Raw genomic sequence first — 14331 nt, 5'->3', positions numbered from 1 at the left:
TCATCAATCTGTCAAAAGCTTTTTAACGAACCCCGGGAGTTCGGATTGGCGTTCGCGTTTAACGCGTTCTGCACCAATGATATGTTGTACATCGGCAAGACAACGTTCAAGGTCATCATTGATCAGAACATAGTCAAATTCTTCCCAATGGCTGATTTCGGCACCGGCTTTTGCCATACGCTTCATGATCACATCATCAGCATCCTGTCCCCGGTCACGAAGACGGCGTTCAAGCTCGGCCGACGAGGGCGGCAGGATGAAAACAGAAACAACATCATCCCCACCCTTCTCACGTATTTGCCGCGCGCCTTGCCAGTCAATGTCAAACAGAACATCGTGGCCTTCGGAAAGCGCCTTTTCGACCGGGCCGCTAGGCGTGCCATAATAGTTGCCAAACACTTCCGCCCATTCCAGCAATTCATCATCGGCGATCATATGCTTGAAGGCATCAACGGACTTGAAGAAGTAATGTATCCCCTCTTCCTCGCCCGGACGCGCTGCACGTGTTGTCGCAGAAACCGAAAGAGAAATCTGGCTGTCTTTTTCCAAAATCTGGCGTGTGATCGTGGTTTTCCCTGCCCCTGAAGGGGCACAGAATACCAGCATCACACCACGACGTTTTGCCTGATCCGTCATCGGATTGTCCTTATTCAACGTTCTGAACCTGCTCGCGCAGTTGATCGATTATGACCTTAAGCTCCATGCCGCAACTGGTCAGTTCAATATCATTCGCCTTGGAACAAAGCGTATTGGCTTCACGATTGAATTCCTGACATTGGAAATCAAGTTTACGGCCAATCGCACCGCCTTTTTGGATCATGTCGCGTGCGGCGATGATATGGGCTTTAAGTCGATCAATTTCCTCCCGAACATCCGCCTTGGTCGCAAGCAAAACTGCTTCCTGATGAAGCCGTTCGGGATCGAACTTGTCTGTTTCCATCAGCTCATCGATCTGACGCTTGAGCTTTGCCTTGATCGCATCGCTTCGAACGGACGCGCAATTTTCAGCTCTCAGGACGGCTTCCTCGATACGATCAATATGACCACGCAGCATTTCGTCAAGCTTCGCCCCTTCTTCGGCACGATGTGCTGCCAGTTGATCAAGCGCCTCGCCAAAGCTTTCAAGAATCGCGGCATCCAGATTTTCGCGACTGTCGTCGTCTTCCTGATGTTCGACCGCTTCAAGAACGCCACGCACATTCATCAAATCTGCAATCGTCCCGGCCGAAAGGCTACTGGCGCGATCAAATTCCTCGGCCAGCGCAACCAATTCGGCAAGTAGATCGCGGTTAATGCGATAGGCACTGGTTTCCCCGGGGCGGACAACATTTAACGTGACCCCCATATTGCCTCGCTTGAACCGTTTGACAACGGCGTCTCGTACAACAGGCTCCAGACGTTCAAAGCCACCGTTAAGGCGCGTACGAACGTCCAATCCCTTGCCATTGACACTGCGAAGCTCCCAGGTCCAGCCAAAGCCTTCTGCACCGCCGTCGGTGCGGGCGAACCCGGTCATGCTTGATACGGTCATATTCTTATCCAGTCTGAATTGTCGGTTGCCCGTTTATAACGTTTGTGCCTCGGCGCGCCAAGGGATTGTCGTTTGATGATCGATCATCAAGACAGACAGTTATTGCCCGCATTTCATAATGCTGCCCTAATGCTGTCCCATGTTCCGCGCGAACAATTCGGAACACGTCCAACGGGATCACGAGCAACCATGTCACTGCAATACCACGCCATCCTGATTACCGGTGCCAGCTCGGGCATCGGGGCCGCCCTTGCGCGTCACTATGCCCGCACCGGGGTCACCCTGTTTATCAGCGGCCGGGACCAAACACGTTTGAAACTGGTCGAAAATGAATGCCGCGCTGCAGGGGCAAATGTATTTGCCGATGTGCTTGATGTGACCGAACGCGAAACGATGGCTGAATATGTTACCAAATGCGACCAGATTACACCGCTGAGCCTGATTGTCGCCAATGCGGGTATTTCAGCCGGAACCGGCAGCGAGGGTGAAGACCCCGATCAGGTACGCGATATTTTTGCAACCAATGTTGCGGGTGTTCTCAACACGATTGATCCTGCCATCGCCTTCATGTCCGCACGTAGGCACGGCCAGATCGCACTGGTTTCATCGCAGGCATCTTGGCGTGGTCTTCCGTCCGCCCCGGCTTACTGTGCCAGCAAGGCCGCCGTAAGGACGTATGGTGAAGGACTCCGGGGTGCCCTTGCCCCCTTCGGGATAAAGGTGAATGTGATTTGTCCGGGATTTGTCAAAAGCCGCATTACCGATGCCAACGACTTTCCCATGCCATTCTTCATGCAGGCCGACAAGGCCGCAATCAAGATTGATAAAGGCCTGTCGAAGAACAAGGGAATGATAGCTTTTCCCTGGCAAATGAACATTCTGGTTGGTGTTCTGAAAATGGTCCCTCAATCACTGCTGGACATGGCGGCATCGCGCATCCCGCGAAAGGCATCGAAAAGCCAAACGCGCCAAAGACTGGCATCAACGTCCGAACATATACAGCCGCGTCAATAAAAACGGGGATAACCAGTTACTTATTGGCGATCCCGGATGCGGCGCCAACGCGTGACATTGCGGTTATGCTCGTCCAAAGTCCGGGCAAAGGCATGACCGCCCGTTCCATCCGCGACGAAATAAACCTCGTCAGTTTCGGCAGGATGCAAAACGGCATAGATCGCGTCACGTCCAGGATTTGTTATCGGTCCCGGTGGTAACCCGGATGACACATAAGTATTGTAGGGACTATCGAATTTCAAATCAGCACGCGTCAAGGCACGGTCAAGCGGTTCATCCGGGCTGATTGCATAAGCGACCGTCGGATCGGACTGCAAACGCATATTCATTCTGAGCCGGTTGACAAAAACCCCCGCAACACGTGGACGTTCCGCAGCAACACCGGTTTCCCGTTCTACAATCGATGCCAGAACAATCGCTTCTTCGATGGTATCATACGGCAGATTGGCTTCTCGTCCCGGCCATAACTGGGTTACCAGCGCATCATGTGCTGCTGCCATACGATCAATGATGCTTTGTTTCGTATCACCGAACGAAAACTGATAGGTCTCTGGCAGAAGCATACCATCAGGCGGAACATCAGAAATTTCACCAATGAGACCATCTACAAGATTGATACGGGTGACGATCTCGCTTGAGCGCAGCCCTTCAGGGATCGTCACAAACCGTTTTACAGTATCACCGGTCGCAAGAATTTCTGCGGCCTGTTTGGGGCTGACACGCGCAGGAAAATGATATTCTCCTGCGCGCAATGCCCGATCAAGACCGGCGATGCGGACACCAAGCAGAAACACAAGCGGTTCCTGAATAATATTTTGGCGGCGAAAGATGTCCGCAATCCCGCGAACACCGGTACCCTGCGGAATGACAATATCACTGCCCTGCGCCAGCTTGCTGGGCGATGTATACTGCACATAAACATACACCGCCGCCCCACCAATGGTGAGCGCGGCGGTGATGCATAAAAAGCCAAGAACAAGCAGAAAACGCTTCAAGGGGTTTCCCTCTGTCAGGTTGAATCTGCTGTCTTACACGCCTTTGAAGACCAGCGAAGCATTGGTACCGCCAAAGCCGAACGAGTTCGACAGGGCGACATTGACCTTGCGTTTCTTCGCTTCAAGCGGAACCAGATCAATTCCGAGGCAAGCTTCGGAAGGATTACGCAGGTTAAGGGTCGGCGGAACAATACCTTCATGGATTGCAAGGATCGAGAACACAGCCTCGATCGCACCTGCTGCGCCAAGAAGATGGCCGGTTGCCGATTTGGTCGAGGACATCGAAAGTTTCGATACCGAATCCCCGAACAGACGTTTTACCGCACCGAGTTCGATTTCATCACCCAACGGAGTCGACGTACCATGTGCGTTCACATAATCGACGTCTTCCGGGTTAACGCCCGCATTGCGAAGGGCATTGCGCATCGAACGGAAACCACCATTGCCGTCTTCGGCAGGTGCCGTGATGTGATAAGCGTCACCCGACATGCCATAACCGGCAACTTCGGCATAGATTCTAGCGCCACGGGCTTTGGCGTGCTCGTATTCTTCAAGCACCACACAACCGGCACCTTCCCCCATGACAAAACCGTCACGGCCCTGATCCCAGGGGCGCGATGCTTCGGTCGGGGTATCGTTGTAACCGGTGGACAAGGCACGCGCCGCCGCAAAGCCCGCCATACCCAACCGGCAAACAGCGGCTTCAGCCCCCCCGGCAACCATAACATCGGCATCGCCCAGCATGATCATGCGCGATGCGTCGCCAATGGCGTGCGCACCGGTTGAACATGCCGTAACGACAGCATGGTTCGGGCCTTTAAGGCCATGTTTGATCGAAACCTGGCCGGAAACCAGATTGATCAGGCAGGACGGAATGAAAAATGGGCTGACACGGCGGGTTTTGCCGTTATTCACCAGCTCCGTGGCTTCGGAGATCTTCGGCAAACCACCAATACCCGAACCGATCAAAACACCAGTATTTTCCTGGTCTTCATCAGTTTCGGGCTTCCAGCCGGAATCGGCCAGTGCCTGATCGGCAGCGGCAACACCATAGACGATGAAATCGTCCATTTTTTTCATGTCTTTGATCGAGACATGATCTTCCGCGTTGAAAAGTCCGTCACCCACACCGCGCGGCACAAGGCCAGCGATCTTGGCCGGGATATCGGACACATCGAAAGTGTCGATGCTTTTGATTCCGGATTGGCCGTCCAGCAATTTCTGCCAGGTGTTCTGTGCGCCGCTGGCAAGCGGAGTAACAGCACCAATACCGGTAACAACTACGCGTCTCATCCCGCACTACGCCTTTATTTTATGAATACAGCAAAGACGAAAAGGGCGCCTGAGGATGCCCTCTGGCGCCCATGTCTCACGGCAAGATTAGCCGTTCGCCTTTTCGATGAAGTCGATCGCGTCTTTAACGGTCAGAATTTTTTCTGCTGCGTCATCAGGAATTTCGCAACCGAATTCTTCTTCAAACGCCATGACCAGCTCGACAGTGTCCAGGCTGTCGGCGCCCAGATCGTCGATGAAGCTTGCGTTTTCGGTGACCTTGTCTTCCTCGACACCGAGGTGCTCGACAACGATCTTCTTCACGCGATCTGCGACATCACTCATAGCTCAAATCCTTCAATAGGTTTTCTGTCAGTTGGTTTTGATTGGTTCTTCGCGCCTTCCCCCTATTGAAGGAATTTGCGAGGACCGGAATCCGACAACCGCAATTGCCGGTTTCGTGATTTTCTATAGCGGCCTCTTTTAAACAGAAAAGCAAGCAACCCGCAACGGGTTAAATCATCGCCATTCCGCCATTCACATGCAAGGTCTGCCCCGTGACATAAGCGGCTTCGTCGCTTGCCAGATACAGAACCGCTGCTGCGATCTCTTTGCTTTCCCCCATGCGCCCGGCAGGAACATTGGCCAGAAGCTTTTCTTTCTGTCCGTCATCAAGCTCGTCTGTCATCGCCGTGGTAATGAACCCCGGTGCAACACAGTTAACAGTAATTCCGCGCGATGCAACTTCCTGTGCCAAGGATTTTGACCATCCGATCATTCCGGCCTTCGCTGCCGAATAGTTGGTCTGGCCCGGATTCCCTGTCACACCAACGATCGAGGTAATATTGATAATACGGCCATGACGGCGTTTCATCATCCCGCGCAACGCGTTTCGCGCAAGCTTGAAAGCAGCCGTCAAGTTCACATCGAGAACCGCCTGCCAGTCTTCGTCTTTCATGCGCATCGCGAGCTGATCACGGGTAATACCGGCATTATTGACCAGAATGTCAAGCTGACCGCCAAGGGCTTCTTCGGCATCCTTGATCAGACCTGCAACCGATTCCGGGTCAGAAAGGTTACCCGGAACGACAACAGCATTTTCACCAATTTCTGCGGCAACAGCCAGAAGGCGTTCTACGCGCGTGCCCGAAAGAGCAACCTTTGCACCGGCCGCAGCCAGAATTTTGGCAATTTCACCGCCGATACCACCAGTCGCGCCGGTTACAAGTGCGGTCTTGCCTGCAAGATCAAACATCAATCTATCCCTTTGGGTTCGTCTGTTTCGAGCAACGCTTAAAGCGTGCCGAGGAAGCTTTCGATATCGGCCGGGCCATTAACGGCCAAACCGGTAAGATCGCGGTCGATACGGCGAACCATACCACTCAAAACTTTACCCGCGCCCAGCTCCACCAGATCGGTGACACCCTGCTCTTTCATATAAAGAACAGACTCACGCCAGCGCACGGTTCCGCAAACCTGCTCCACAAGGAGTTTACGAATGGTTTCCGGATCAGCAGTTTTTTCCGCAATCACGTTTGCGACAACCGGTTTACCGGGGGCATTCATCGCCACAGACGCCAGTGCTTCGGCCATACGGTCTGCAGCCGGTTGCATCAACGGGCAATGGAACGGTGCCGACACCGGCAGCAAAACAGCGCGTTTTGCCCCCTTTTCCTTGGCTATCTCGATCGCGCGCTCAACGGCCGCCTTATGGCCCGAAACAACAACCTGTCCGTCGGCATTGTCATTTGCAGCGGTACAGACATCACCTTGCGCAGCTTCTTCGGCAACAGCAACGGCGTCGACATAGTTAAGCCCAAGAAGAGCTGCCATCGCGCCGACACCAACCGGCACAGCGGCCTGCATCGCCTGCCCACGAATTTTCAGAAGGCGAGCCGCATCTGCAATCCCAAAGGTGCCCGCAGCTGCAAGGGCCGAATATTCACCCAGCGAATGGCCCGCAACCAGATCACATTTATCAGCAAGCTTGAAACCGCCTTCGGATTCAAGAACACGGGTAACCGCAAGACTGACAGTCATCAGAGCAGGCTGCGCATTCTCCGTCAGTGTCAATTCGTTTTCAGGACCTTCGAACATCAGGGTGCTGAGTTTCTGCGAAAGAGCGTCATCAACTTCCTGAAAAACTTCGCGGGCAACCGGAAATGCATCTGCCAGTTCCTTGCCCATACCTACCGCTTGCGACCCCTGACCGGGGAAAACGAATGCGCGTGTCATTATGTGTAATTTACCCTTGTCTGCTTTCGTAAGGACCCGGTTCGGTCAGATCCCTTTTTTCGAGCTACCCTTGATACTGCCCGCAAGCCCTGTGTCAAGAACAGACGACATTGTCATGCGACTTTCCGTCGCTTTGTTGCCCCGAAAGGTAACAGACTTGCCAAACGCCGAAAACAAAACCTTGTTGCGCAGTGCAACGTGGCCTGTTTGCTTCCGGCGCGTTCTTGCCCGCAAAGCATCAAGCATCCAACCTGATATATACAAATGCTATTCAATTCTGCACTGAATGACACAAAAGGCCGGTTTTCTGCGGTTTACCACTATTAAAGAACCATCAATCCCCATACCGTTCATGATGGCAGGTTTCGCGCGGTTTTCAGCAGAAGTTTGATGGGGCATTTACGGTTGCATGCCCTGTGGAAAAGTGTATATTCCGCCGTCTCACGGCTCCTTGCCGGGGTTGCCCGGCTATGCCTGCATGGCACGAGGTCATGCGAGGAAGAGACAAGCCAAAAGGAGTAATAGGAGTATTATGAATAAGTACGAGAGCGTGTTTATCGCACGTCAGGACTTCTCGACCGCACAGGTCGAAGCCCTGAATGAAAAACTGGCCCAGACCGTTGAAGGTCTTGGTGGCAAAATTGCCAAAACCGAATATTGGGGCCTGCGTTCCCTGACATACCGTGTCAAGAAGAACCGCAAAGGTCACTATACTCTCTTCCAGATCGAAGCCGACAACGCCACGATTGCGGAATACGAGCGTCAGATGCGCCTGAACGAGGACGTTCTGCGTCAGATGACTGTCAAGGTTGAAGAGTTCGAAGAAGAACAGTCAGCCATTCTGCGTAACCGCGACGAGCGCGGCGGCCGTGGCGGTAATCGCCGTGGCGGTCCCCGTCAGCACGGCTAACAGATAGCGAGGAGAATTTATTATGGCTGGACGTCGTCTGTTTTTCCGTCGCCGCAAAACCTGCCCGTTCTCGGGTGCGGATGCGCCGAAGATTGACTACAAAGATGTCAAACTGCTGCAGCGTTTCGTTTCCGAACGCGGCAAAATCGTTCCGAGCCGTATCACTGCGGTTTCGGCCAAGAAACAGCGCGAACTGGCGAAAGCCATTAAACGTGCCCGTTTCCTGGCGCTGCTGCCGTATTCAGATCAGGTCTGAGGCAGTCGGCAAGAGACCCTCTTGCGGTCTCGGGCCTGGAGTAACTGATGTCGCGTAACATTTTAATGGCAGTCGGTGCAGGTTTGGGCAGTTCTGTCCTGTTCCTGCTTGTATTGTCAGGTAATCCGCTGGCTCTGTTGCTTTCATATTTCGGGCACCTGCCACTTTTTCTTATCGGATTGTGGCAAGGTCCAAAACGCCTGCTGGTTGCGGCAATTGCCGCATGTAGTGCCCTTGTTCTACTGGGGGGACTGCTGCCTTTCACGGTCTTTATGGTCGTGTTTGCCGGACCGGCGATGTTGTTGACCCGCTTGGCGCTGGTCATCCGCAAGGACGAAACCGGGAAACCGGGCTTTGTTCCGACCGGAATAGTGGTAAGCGCCATGGCCGTCATGATTGCAATGGTGATGATTGTCATCACCGGCAGCGTAACGGCGGAAGGTTTGGACATCCAGGAATTCATTTCGCAGTTCCTGGGTCAGATGTATTCAGAAATGGGGGTCCCTATGACGCCCGAACTTCAGAATATCATCGACATGTTCCAAACGTATTTCCCGGCGATTGTGGCGGTAAGCTGGCTTCTTATGCTGTTTGCCAATGCTGCGATCGCACAGGCAATTCTGGTGCGGTCCGGTCGCAATTTGCGTCCGTCGCCCGATCTGGCCTCGATGGCCTTGCCTGGATGGTCACTGTTTGCGTTCGCCCTGGCTGGATTTCTGGTCGGCTTTGCCGATGGATCTTTGGCCTATGTGGCGCGAAACGTCGCGGTGGTGCTGGCAGTGCCGTTCCTGATTCAGGGATTGGCACTGGTGCACGGGCAGGCAGCCCGTTGGCCGCAAAAACGTATGATACTGACGGTATTCTATATCGTCGCGGTTCTGTCCACATGGTCGTTTATCGCGATCACCGGACTTGGAATTGTTGAGCATTTAATCAGGCTGCGGGGGAAACAACCGATGACCCGTAGCAATGAGGAGGATCGGTGATGGAAGTTATTCTGCTCCAGCGGGTAGAAAAACTCGGTCAGATGGGTGACGTAGTCACCGTCAAGCCGGGCCATGCCCGCAACCGTTTGCTTCCGAAGGGCATGGCCCTTCGCGCAAACAAAGCAAATCTGGCAGTTTTCGAAGCTAAAAAAGCACAGCTCGAAGCTGACAACCTTGACCGCCGCAAAGAAGCCGAAGCGGTTGCCGAGAACATGGGCGACGTTGCTGTCACCCTCGTTCGTCAGGCATCCGATGTTGGTCACCTTTACGGTTCGGTTACCGCACGTGATATCTCGAACGCGGTTACCGAAGCAGGCTTTACCGTTGCGCGCACCCAGGTCGTTCTTGATCAGCCGATCAAGACCCTTGGTCTGCACCAGGTCAAAATCAACCTGCACCCGGAAGTTTCCGTTGAAGTGACCGCCAACGTCGCACGTTCCGAAGAAGATGCCGTCGAGCAGCTTCGTAAGGGCGGCGCCGTTCTGGGCACCATCGACGAAATGGAAGCCGAAGAAGCTCTGGAAGCTGCTGAAGAACTCTTCGAAGAAGACGTTCCGGAAGACTTTGCTGACGAAGCTGAAGGCGAAGAAGAAGCCAACGTTTAATCGTTGTCTTTCATTCAAAGCCAGTTTGGAAACGGCGTATCCGCAAGGATGCGCCGTTTTCTTATGGTTTTGTAATATATTTCAGCTTTTTACACCGAAGGCGACCTCTGCGCTTGCGGAATACCGGCTATGAGTTATACCGATTAGCCCTTTCAGCCCAACAAGATGACTGATACCTTTTTACGCCATGACTGATCCCCAGCTAGATGCCCTGTTCGCACCCCTCGAAGAAAACCACGGTGGCAACACTGAAATGGTGCTCGAACGGACTCCGCCTCATAACTTCGAGGCAGAGGCAGCACTGCTTGGCGCCATCCTGAACAATAACGCCGCTTACGAACGCGTTTCAGATATACTGCGTCCCGAACATTTCGCGGACGCCCGCCATGGCCGTATTTTTGAAGCCTGCGGCAAATTGATCGAACGCGGTCAGCTAGCCAACCCGGTGACCCTGTCGGCGTTCTTTCGGCAGGACGAACATCTGGCTGAAATCGGTGGCGCGCAATATCTGGCCGAACTGTCAAACAACCTTGTCTCGGTTATCAATGCCGGCGATTACGGCAAACTGGTATACGACCTGTATCTGCGCCGCGAACTGATTGAAATCGGCGAAGACACCGTCAACGAAGCCTATCGCTACGAAATCGAAACTGACGCCGCCAACCAGATCGAGAAAGCCGAACAGAAACTTTTCTCTCTGGCGACGGCGGGTGCTGCTGAATCCGGTTTCGTTGCATTCGGCCCTGCCCTGACCAAGGCATACGAAAACATTGAACACGCCTATAAAAATGCCGGAAAGGTTGTTGGTGTAACCACTGGCCTGCGCGATATCGACCGTAAGCTTGGCGGTCTGCACGCTTCTGACTTGCTGATCCTTGCCGGACGTCCATCAATGGGTAAAACCGCGCTTGCAATGAACGTGGCATTTAACGCCGCCATTGCATCGCATCAGAACCGAAAAACCGGTGCCGAGGCGGGCGACGAACTCAAGACCGGCGCTGTCGCGGTTTTCTCGCTCGAGATGGCGGCAGAACAGCTGGCTGGGCGACTTCTGTCCCAGGCGGCCGAGGTTTCGGGCGACAACATGCGCCGCGGCGATTTGAACGAAGACGATTTCCAGCGTCTTGTGGTTGCCACTCAGGAACTCAATACCGTTCCGCTTTATATCGATGATACGCCGGCTCTTCCGGTTTCGACCCTGCGCACACGTTGCCGCCGCCTGAAACGTCAGCACGGCCTTGCGATGATCGTCGTCGATTACCTGCAACTTCTGGCACCGCCAACCAACTTCCGCGGCGATGGCCGCGTACAGGAAGTTTCCGAAATCACCCGTATGCTAAAGGCAATCGCCAAGGAACTCGAAGTTCCGGTTCTAGCCCTGTCGCAGCTTTCACGTGCCGTCGAACAGCGCGAAGACAAACGTCCGCAGTTGTCGGATTTGCGTGAATCGGGCTCGATCGAGCAGGACGCCGACGTTGTGATGTTCATTTACCGTGAACAATATTATCTCGAACGTGCAGAACCGGCACAACGTCCGGAAGAAGCTACCGACAAGTTCGGCGAACGTTACTCCCAGTGGCAGGATCGCCTGAACCACGTCTATAACACCGCAGAAGTCATTATCGCCAAACAGCGTCACGGCCCGGTGGGCAACGTACGCCTGTTCTTTGACGGGAACTACACCAAGTTTGGCGACCTTGACCATATCGAAGAAGAATATGAATAGGCCTTGAGCCTGAAACCGAAACGGACTCCACGGGGTATTGCGAATGAGCGTTCTTCCCGCCGCCGGCCGTGCTGCTGAGTGTGCCGAACTTCAGATCAATCTGAAGGCGATTGCTGACAACTACCAGATCATCAAGAAACGCTACAAAGGGCGGACTTGTGGCGCTGTTGTCAAAGCAGATGCTTATGGCCTTGGCGCACAAACCATTGTGCCTGTTCTCAAAAAGCAGGGTTGCCGTCTTTTCTTTGTCGCACAGGCAAACGAAGCAGCCGACCTGTTCCCGCTTCTGCGTGGCGGTGGTCGCATTGCTGTTCTGAACGGTGTCCTGCCCGGCGACGAAGAATTCTTTATCGAAAATGATGTCATTCCGGTTCTCAATGACCTTGGTCAGATCGAACGCTGGTCAAATCTTTGCCGTGAACATGAACGCCCCGCACCGGCCTTCATTCATCTTGATACCGGGATGAACCGTTTGGGTCTTGCCCCGCGCGAGATCGGCGAACTGGTGGATCGTTATTCGTCTCTTTTATACGGCTTCGAAAAAGCGGGATATATGACCCACCCGGTCGCCGCCGACGAGCTTGAAAATCCGGTCACTGCCGAACAGTACGAACTGTTCATGAAATGGTATCGCCGCCTGCCGCCTGCTCCGCGCGGTTTCTGCAATTCCTCGGCGATTTTCCGTAACAACGATTATCACCTCGAATTCTGCCGTCCGGGCTTTGCGCTTTGGGGTGGAAACCCGACCCCCGAAACCACCAACCCGATGCGTCCGGTGGTAAAACTGACCGCAAAGGTACTTCAGGTGCGTCAGATCGTCGCTGGCGAGGCGGTTGGTTATGGCAGCACCTGGCGCGCGGAACGAGCCAGCCGCATTGCGACAGTTGCCGTTGGTTATGCCGATGGATGGCTGCGTTCGCTTTCGAATTCAGGAAAACTGCGCATCAAAGGGCATGAAGTCCCGTATGTCGGACGGGTTTCGATGGATGCAATCAGTATTGATATCACCGATCTTCCGGGCAAGCCGTTGCAGCCGGGCGATATGATTCCGTTGATTGATGACAAAATGACAGTTGACGACATCGCAAGTGCTGCGGGTACAATCGGTTATGAAATACTGACTTCTCTTGGACATCGCTATCGGCGGGTCTATACAGAAAGCTGACTTGAAGAAATCGGCCAACAGTCAATGACTGGCCTGCAACAGGGGAAATAATAATTCCAATGCCGATCTTTGCGCCGGTTGGCCGTATGTTCCTTGCCTTTTTGGCTCTCGTTGGTCGCGTAACGGTATTTGCCGGGCGCACCATTGGCCATATGGTAACGCCGCCATTCTATTTCCGACTGATTTTCAAACAGATGCGCGAGATTGGCTATTTCTCGTTGCCGGTCGTCGCCATGACGACGCTGTTTGCCGGGATGGTTCTGGCCCTGCAATCCTATTCAGGCTTTTCACGCTTTTCTGCCGAAAGTGCGGTTGCCACGGTTGTCGTCATTTCGATGACCCGCGAACTGGGCCCGGTTTTGGCCGGCCTGATGGTGGCCGGTCGTGTCGGGGCGGCGATTGCGGCTGAAATCGGTACCATGCGCGTCACCGAACAGATCGACGCATTGGTGACCCTGTCGACCAACCCGTTCAAATATCTGGTGGTCCCACGTGTCATTGCCGGGCTGCTGACCCTGCCCGTGCTGGTCCTGATCGGGGATATCATCGGGGTGCTGGGCGGATATCTTGTCGGGGTGAACAAGCTCGGCTTCAATGACGGTTCCTATATCCGCAACACCTTCCAGTATCTTGAACAGCTTGATGTTGTTTCGGGTCTGGTCAAGGCGGCGGTCTTCGGCTTCCTGATCACGCTTATGGGTTGCTATCACGGATATCATTCGCGTGGTGGCGCACAAGGCGTCGGGCAAGCCACAACCAATGCTGTGGTTTCAAGCTCTATCCTGATTCTGATATCGAACTACATCGTCACCGAACTTTTCTTCACACGCTAAGGTCGGGATATGAGCGACACAGCCAAAATCTCGCTTCGTGATGTACACAAGTCCTTTGGCCCCAAAAAGGTGCTCCAGGGGGTCAATCTTGATGTCGGCCCGGGAGAATCCGTTGCCATCATCGGCGGCTCTGGTACTGGTAAGTCCGTTACACTGAAATGCGTTCTGGGTTTGCTGACACCTGAACAAGGATCCATCAAGGTCAACGGTGTTGAAATGGTCGGGGCATCGCGGTCCGCCCGTGAAGACATGCTTGATCATACCGGCATGCTGTTTCAGGGGGCCGCGTTGTTTGACTCCGTGCCTGTTTGGGAAAATGTCGCCTTCGGTCTGATCGAAGGCCGCGGCATGAAACGCAAACAGGCCCGTGACATTGCCATAGCAAGACTTTCCGATGTCGGCCTTGGCCCCGAAGTCGCCAATATGTCCCCTGCATCTCTTTCGGGCGGCATGCAAAAACGTGTCGGTTTGGCACGCGCCATTGCCACCGAACCGGAAATCCTGTTTTTTGATGAACCGACCACTGGCATCGACCCGATCATGGGTGACGTGATCAATGATCTGATCGTCAAATGCACCCGCGAGCTTGGTGCCTGTGCGATGACCATCACCCATGACATGGCAAGCGCGCGCAAAATCGCTGATCGCGTTGCCATGCTATATCAGGGCAAAATCATCTGGGATGGTCCGGTTTCTGAAATCGACAATGCCGATAACCCCTATTTGCAACAGTTCGTTTCGGGTGATATCGAAGGTCCTCTGGATCTTGATCTGAAGCATCTCTGATCACGATCAGCCCCTTC

The 14331-nt window shown here is 53.9% G+C and carries 16 protein-coding genes; 9 read left to right on the top strand and 7 right to left on the bottom strand.

Annotated elements, in window-relative coordinates:
* Window positions 1–3: 3 nt before the first annotated feature.
* The gene (gmk, locus tag ABIE64_RS03345; protein ID WP_071241152.1) at window positions 4–636 is read right to left on the bottom strand and encodes a guanylate kinase; all 633 of its coding nucleotides are present in this window, start codon (window positions 634–636) and stop codon (window positions 4–6) included.
* A 10-nt stretch (window positions 637–646) separates the two neighbouring features.
* The gene (locus ABIE64_RS03340; RefSeq protein ID WP_071241151.1) at window positions 647–1531 is read right to left on the bottom strand and encodes a YicC/YloC family endoribonuclease; all 885 of its coding nucleotides are present in this window, start codon (window positions 1529–1531) and stop codon (window positions 647–649) included.
* 189 nt (window positions 1532–1720) lie between these two features.
* On the opposite strand from ABIE64_RS03340, the gene ABIE64_RS03335 reads away from it, so the two are divergent.
* Window positions 1721–2545: an SDR family NAD(P)-dependent oxidoreductase gene (locus tag ABIE64_RS03335; RefSeq protein ID WP_007090348.1), complete on the top strand. Its 825-nt coding sequence runs from the start codon at window positions 1721–1723 to the stop codon at window positions 2543–2545.
* A gap of 20 nt (window positions 2546–2565) precedes the next feature.
* Here the strand turns inward: ABIE64_RS03335 and mltG are convergent, their stop codons facing one another.
* From mltG to fabD, 5 genes are all read right to left on the bottom strand, one after another.
* Window positions 2566–3540, bottom strand: a complete 975-nt coding sequence (mltG, locus tag ABIE64_RS03330) for an endolytic transglycosylase MltG (protein ID WP_071241150.1) — start codon at window positions 3538–3540, stop codon at window positions 2566–2568.
* A 33-nt stretch (window positions 3541–3573) separates the two neighbouring features.
* Complete coding sequence (gene fabF / locus ABIE64_RS03325; protein WP_037990093.1) at window positions 3574–4833, bottom strand: beta-ketoacyl-ACP synthase II; 1260 nt, start codon at window positions 4831–4833, stop codon at window positions 3574–3576.
* An 87-nt stretch (window positions 4834–4920) separates the two neighbouring features.
* Window positions 4921–5157, bottom strand: a complete 237-nt coding sequence (locus ABIE64_RS03320) for an acyl carrier protein (protein WP_007090351.1) — start codon at window positions 5155–5157, stop codon at window positions 4921–4923.
* Window positions 5158–5326: 169 nt separating this feature from the next.
* The gene (gene fabG / locus ABIE64_RS03315) at window positions 5327–6067 is read right to left on the bottom strand and encodes a 3-oxoacyl-[acyl-carrier-protein] reductase (protein WP_071241149.1); all 741 of its coding nucleotides are present in this window, start codon (window positions 6065–6067) and stop codon (window positions 5327–5329) included.
* Between the two features lie 38 nt (window positions 6068–6105).
* Window positions 6106–7047 (bottom strand): ACP S-malonyltransferase, encoded by a 942-nt coding sequence (fabD, locus tag ABIE64_RS03310; protein WP_071241148.1) that lies wholly within the window; start codon window positions 7045–7047, stop codon window positions 6106–6108.
* A 532-nt stretch (window positions 7048–7579) separates the two neighbouring features.
* Here fabD and rpsF point away from each other — a divergent pair.
* From rpsF to ABIE64_RS03270, 8 genes are all read left to right on the top strand, one after another.
* Complete coding sequence (rpsF, locus tag ABIE64_RS03305) at window positions 7580–7957, top strand: 30S ribosomal protein S6 (RefSeq protein ID WP_007090354.1); 378 nt, start codon at window positions 7580–7582, stop codon at window positions 7955–7957.
* 22 nt (window positions 7958–7979) lie between these two features.
* The gene (rpsR, locus tag ABIE64_RS03300) at window positions 7980–8213 is read left to right on the top strand and encodes a 30S ribosomal protein S18 (protein ID WP_007090355.1); all 234 of its coding nucleotides are present in this window, start codon (window positions 7980–7982) and stop codon (window positions 8211–8213) included.
* Window positions 8214–8260: 47 nt separating this feature from the next.
* Window positions 8261–9199 carry a DUF2232 domain-containing protein gene (locus tag ABIE64_RS03295; protein ID WP_354376626.1) on the top strand — a complete coding sequence of 313 codons (939 nt, stop codon included), beginning with the start codon at window positions 8261–8263 and terminating at the stop codon, window positions 9197–9199.
* The gene (gene rplI, locus ABIE64_RS03290) at window positions 9199–9804 is read left to right on the top strand and encodes a 50S ribosomal protein L9 (protein ID WP_007090357.1); all 606 of its coding nucleotides are present in this window, start codon (window positions 9199–9201) and stop codon (window positions 9802–9804) included. Before ABIE64_RS03295 ends, rplI begins: the two co-directional genes overlap by 1 nt.
* A 187-nt stretch (window positions 9805–9991) precedes the next feature.
* Window positions 9992–11530, top strand: a complete 1539-nt coding sequence (locus ABIE64_RS03285; RefSeq protein WP_007090358.1) for a replicative DNA helicase — start codon at window positions 9992–9994, stop codon at window positions 11528–11530.
* Window positions 11531–11573: 43 nt separating this feature from the next.
* Window positions 11574–12695: an alanine racemase gene (alr, locus tag ABIE64_RS03280; RefSeq protein WP_063095628.1), complete on the top strand. Its 1122-nt coding sequence runs from the start codon at window positions 11574–11576 to the stop codon at window positions 12693–12695.
* Window positions 12696–12754: 59 nt separating this feature from the next.
* Entirely contained in the window at window positions 12755–13528 is a 774-nt protein-coding gene (locus ABIE64_RS03275; RefSeq protein ID WP_007090360.1) for an MlaE family ABC transporter permease, read from the top strand.
* 9 nt (window positions 13529–13537) lie between these two features.
* Window positions 13538–14314, top strand: a complete 777-nt coding sequence (locus ABIE64_RS03270) for an ABC transporter ATP-binding protein (RefSeq protein ID WP_354376625.1) — start codon at window positions 13538–13540, stop codon at window positions 14312–14314.
* The last annotated feature ends 17 nt before the right edge of the window (window positions 14315–14331 follow it).

It is taken from the genome of Thalassospira sp. MBR-102, from assembly GCF_040549275.1.
Classification (GTDB): Bacteria; Pseudomonadota; Alphaproteobacteria; order Rhodospirillales; family Thalassospiraceae; genus Thalassospira; species Thalassospira xiamenensis.
This window is presented reverse-complemented; position numbering and strand designations above follow the sequence as displayed.

Excerpts from the sequence above, each read along its gene's own strand:
- gmk (WP_071241152.1), bottom strand. The coding sequence starts at position 636 with ATGACGGATCAGGCAAAACGTCGTGGTGTGATGCTGGTATTCTGTGCC.
- ABIE64_RS03340 (WP_071241151.1), bottom strand. The coding sequence starts at position 1,531 with ATGACCGTATCAAGCATGACCGGGTTCGCCCGCACCGACGGCGGTGCA.
- ABIE64_RS03335 (WP_007090348.1), top strand. The coding sequence starts at position 1,721 with ATGTCACTGCAATACCACGCCATCCTGATTACCGGTGCCAGCTCGGGC.
- fabF (WP_037990093.1), bottom strand. The coding sequence starts at position 4,833 with ATGAGACGCGTAGTTGTTACCGGTATTGGTGCTGTTACTCCGCTTGCC.
- ABIE64_RS03320 (WP_007090351.1), bottom strand. The coding sequence starts at position 5,157 with ATGAGTGATGTCGCAGATCGCGTGAAGAAGATCGTTGTCGAGCACCTC.
- fabG (WP_071241149.1), bottom strand. The coding sequence starts at position 6,067 with ATGTTTGATCTTGCAGGCAAGACCGCACTTGTAACCGGCGCGACTGGT.
- fabD (WP_071241148.1), bottom strand. The coding sequence starts at position 7,047 with ATGACACGCGCATTCGTTTTCCCCGGTCAGGGGTCGCAAGCGGTAGGT.
- rpsF (WP_007090354.1), top strand. The coding sequence starts at position 7,580 with ATGAATAAGTACGAGAGCGTGTTTATCGCACGTCAGGACTTCTCGACC.
- rpsR (WP_007090355.1), top strand. The coding sequence starts at position 7,980 with ATGGCTGGACGTCGTCTGTTTTTCCGTCGCCGCAAAACCTGCCCGTTC.
- ABIE64_RS03295 (WP_354376626.1), top strand. The coding sequence starts at position 8,261 with ATGTCGCGTAACATTTTAATGGCAGTCGGTGCAGGTTTGGGCAGTTCT.
- rplI (WP_007090357.1), top strand. The coding sequence starts at position 9,199 with ATGGAAGTTATTCTGCTCCAGCGGGTAGAAAAACTCGGTCAGATGGGT.
- ABIE64_RS03285 (WP_007090358.1), top strand. The coding sequence starts at position 9,992 with ATGACTGATCCCCAGCTAGATGCCCTGTTCGCACCCCTCGAAGAAAAC.
- alr (WP_063095628.1), top strand. The coding sequence starts at position 11,574 with ATGAGCGTTCTTCCCGCCGCCGGCCGTGCTGCTGAGTGTGCCGAACTT.
- ABIE64_RS03275 (WP_007090360.1), top strand. The coding sequence starts at position 12,755 with ATGCCGATCTTTGCGCCGGTTGGCCGTATGTTCCTTGCCTTTTTGGCT.
- ABIE64_RS03270 (WP_354376625.1), top strand. The coding sequence starts at position 13,538 with ATGAGCGACACAGCCAAAATCTCGCTTCGTGATGTACACAAGTCCTTT.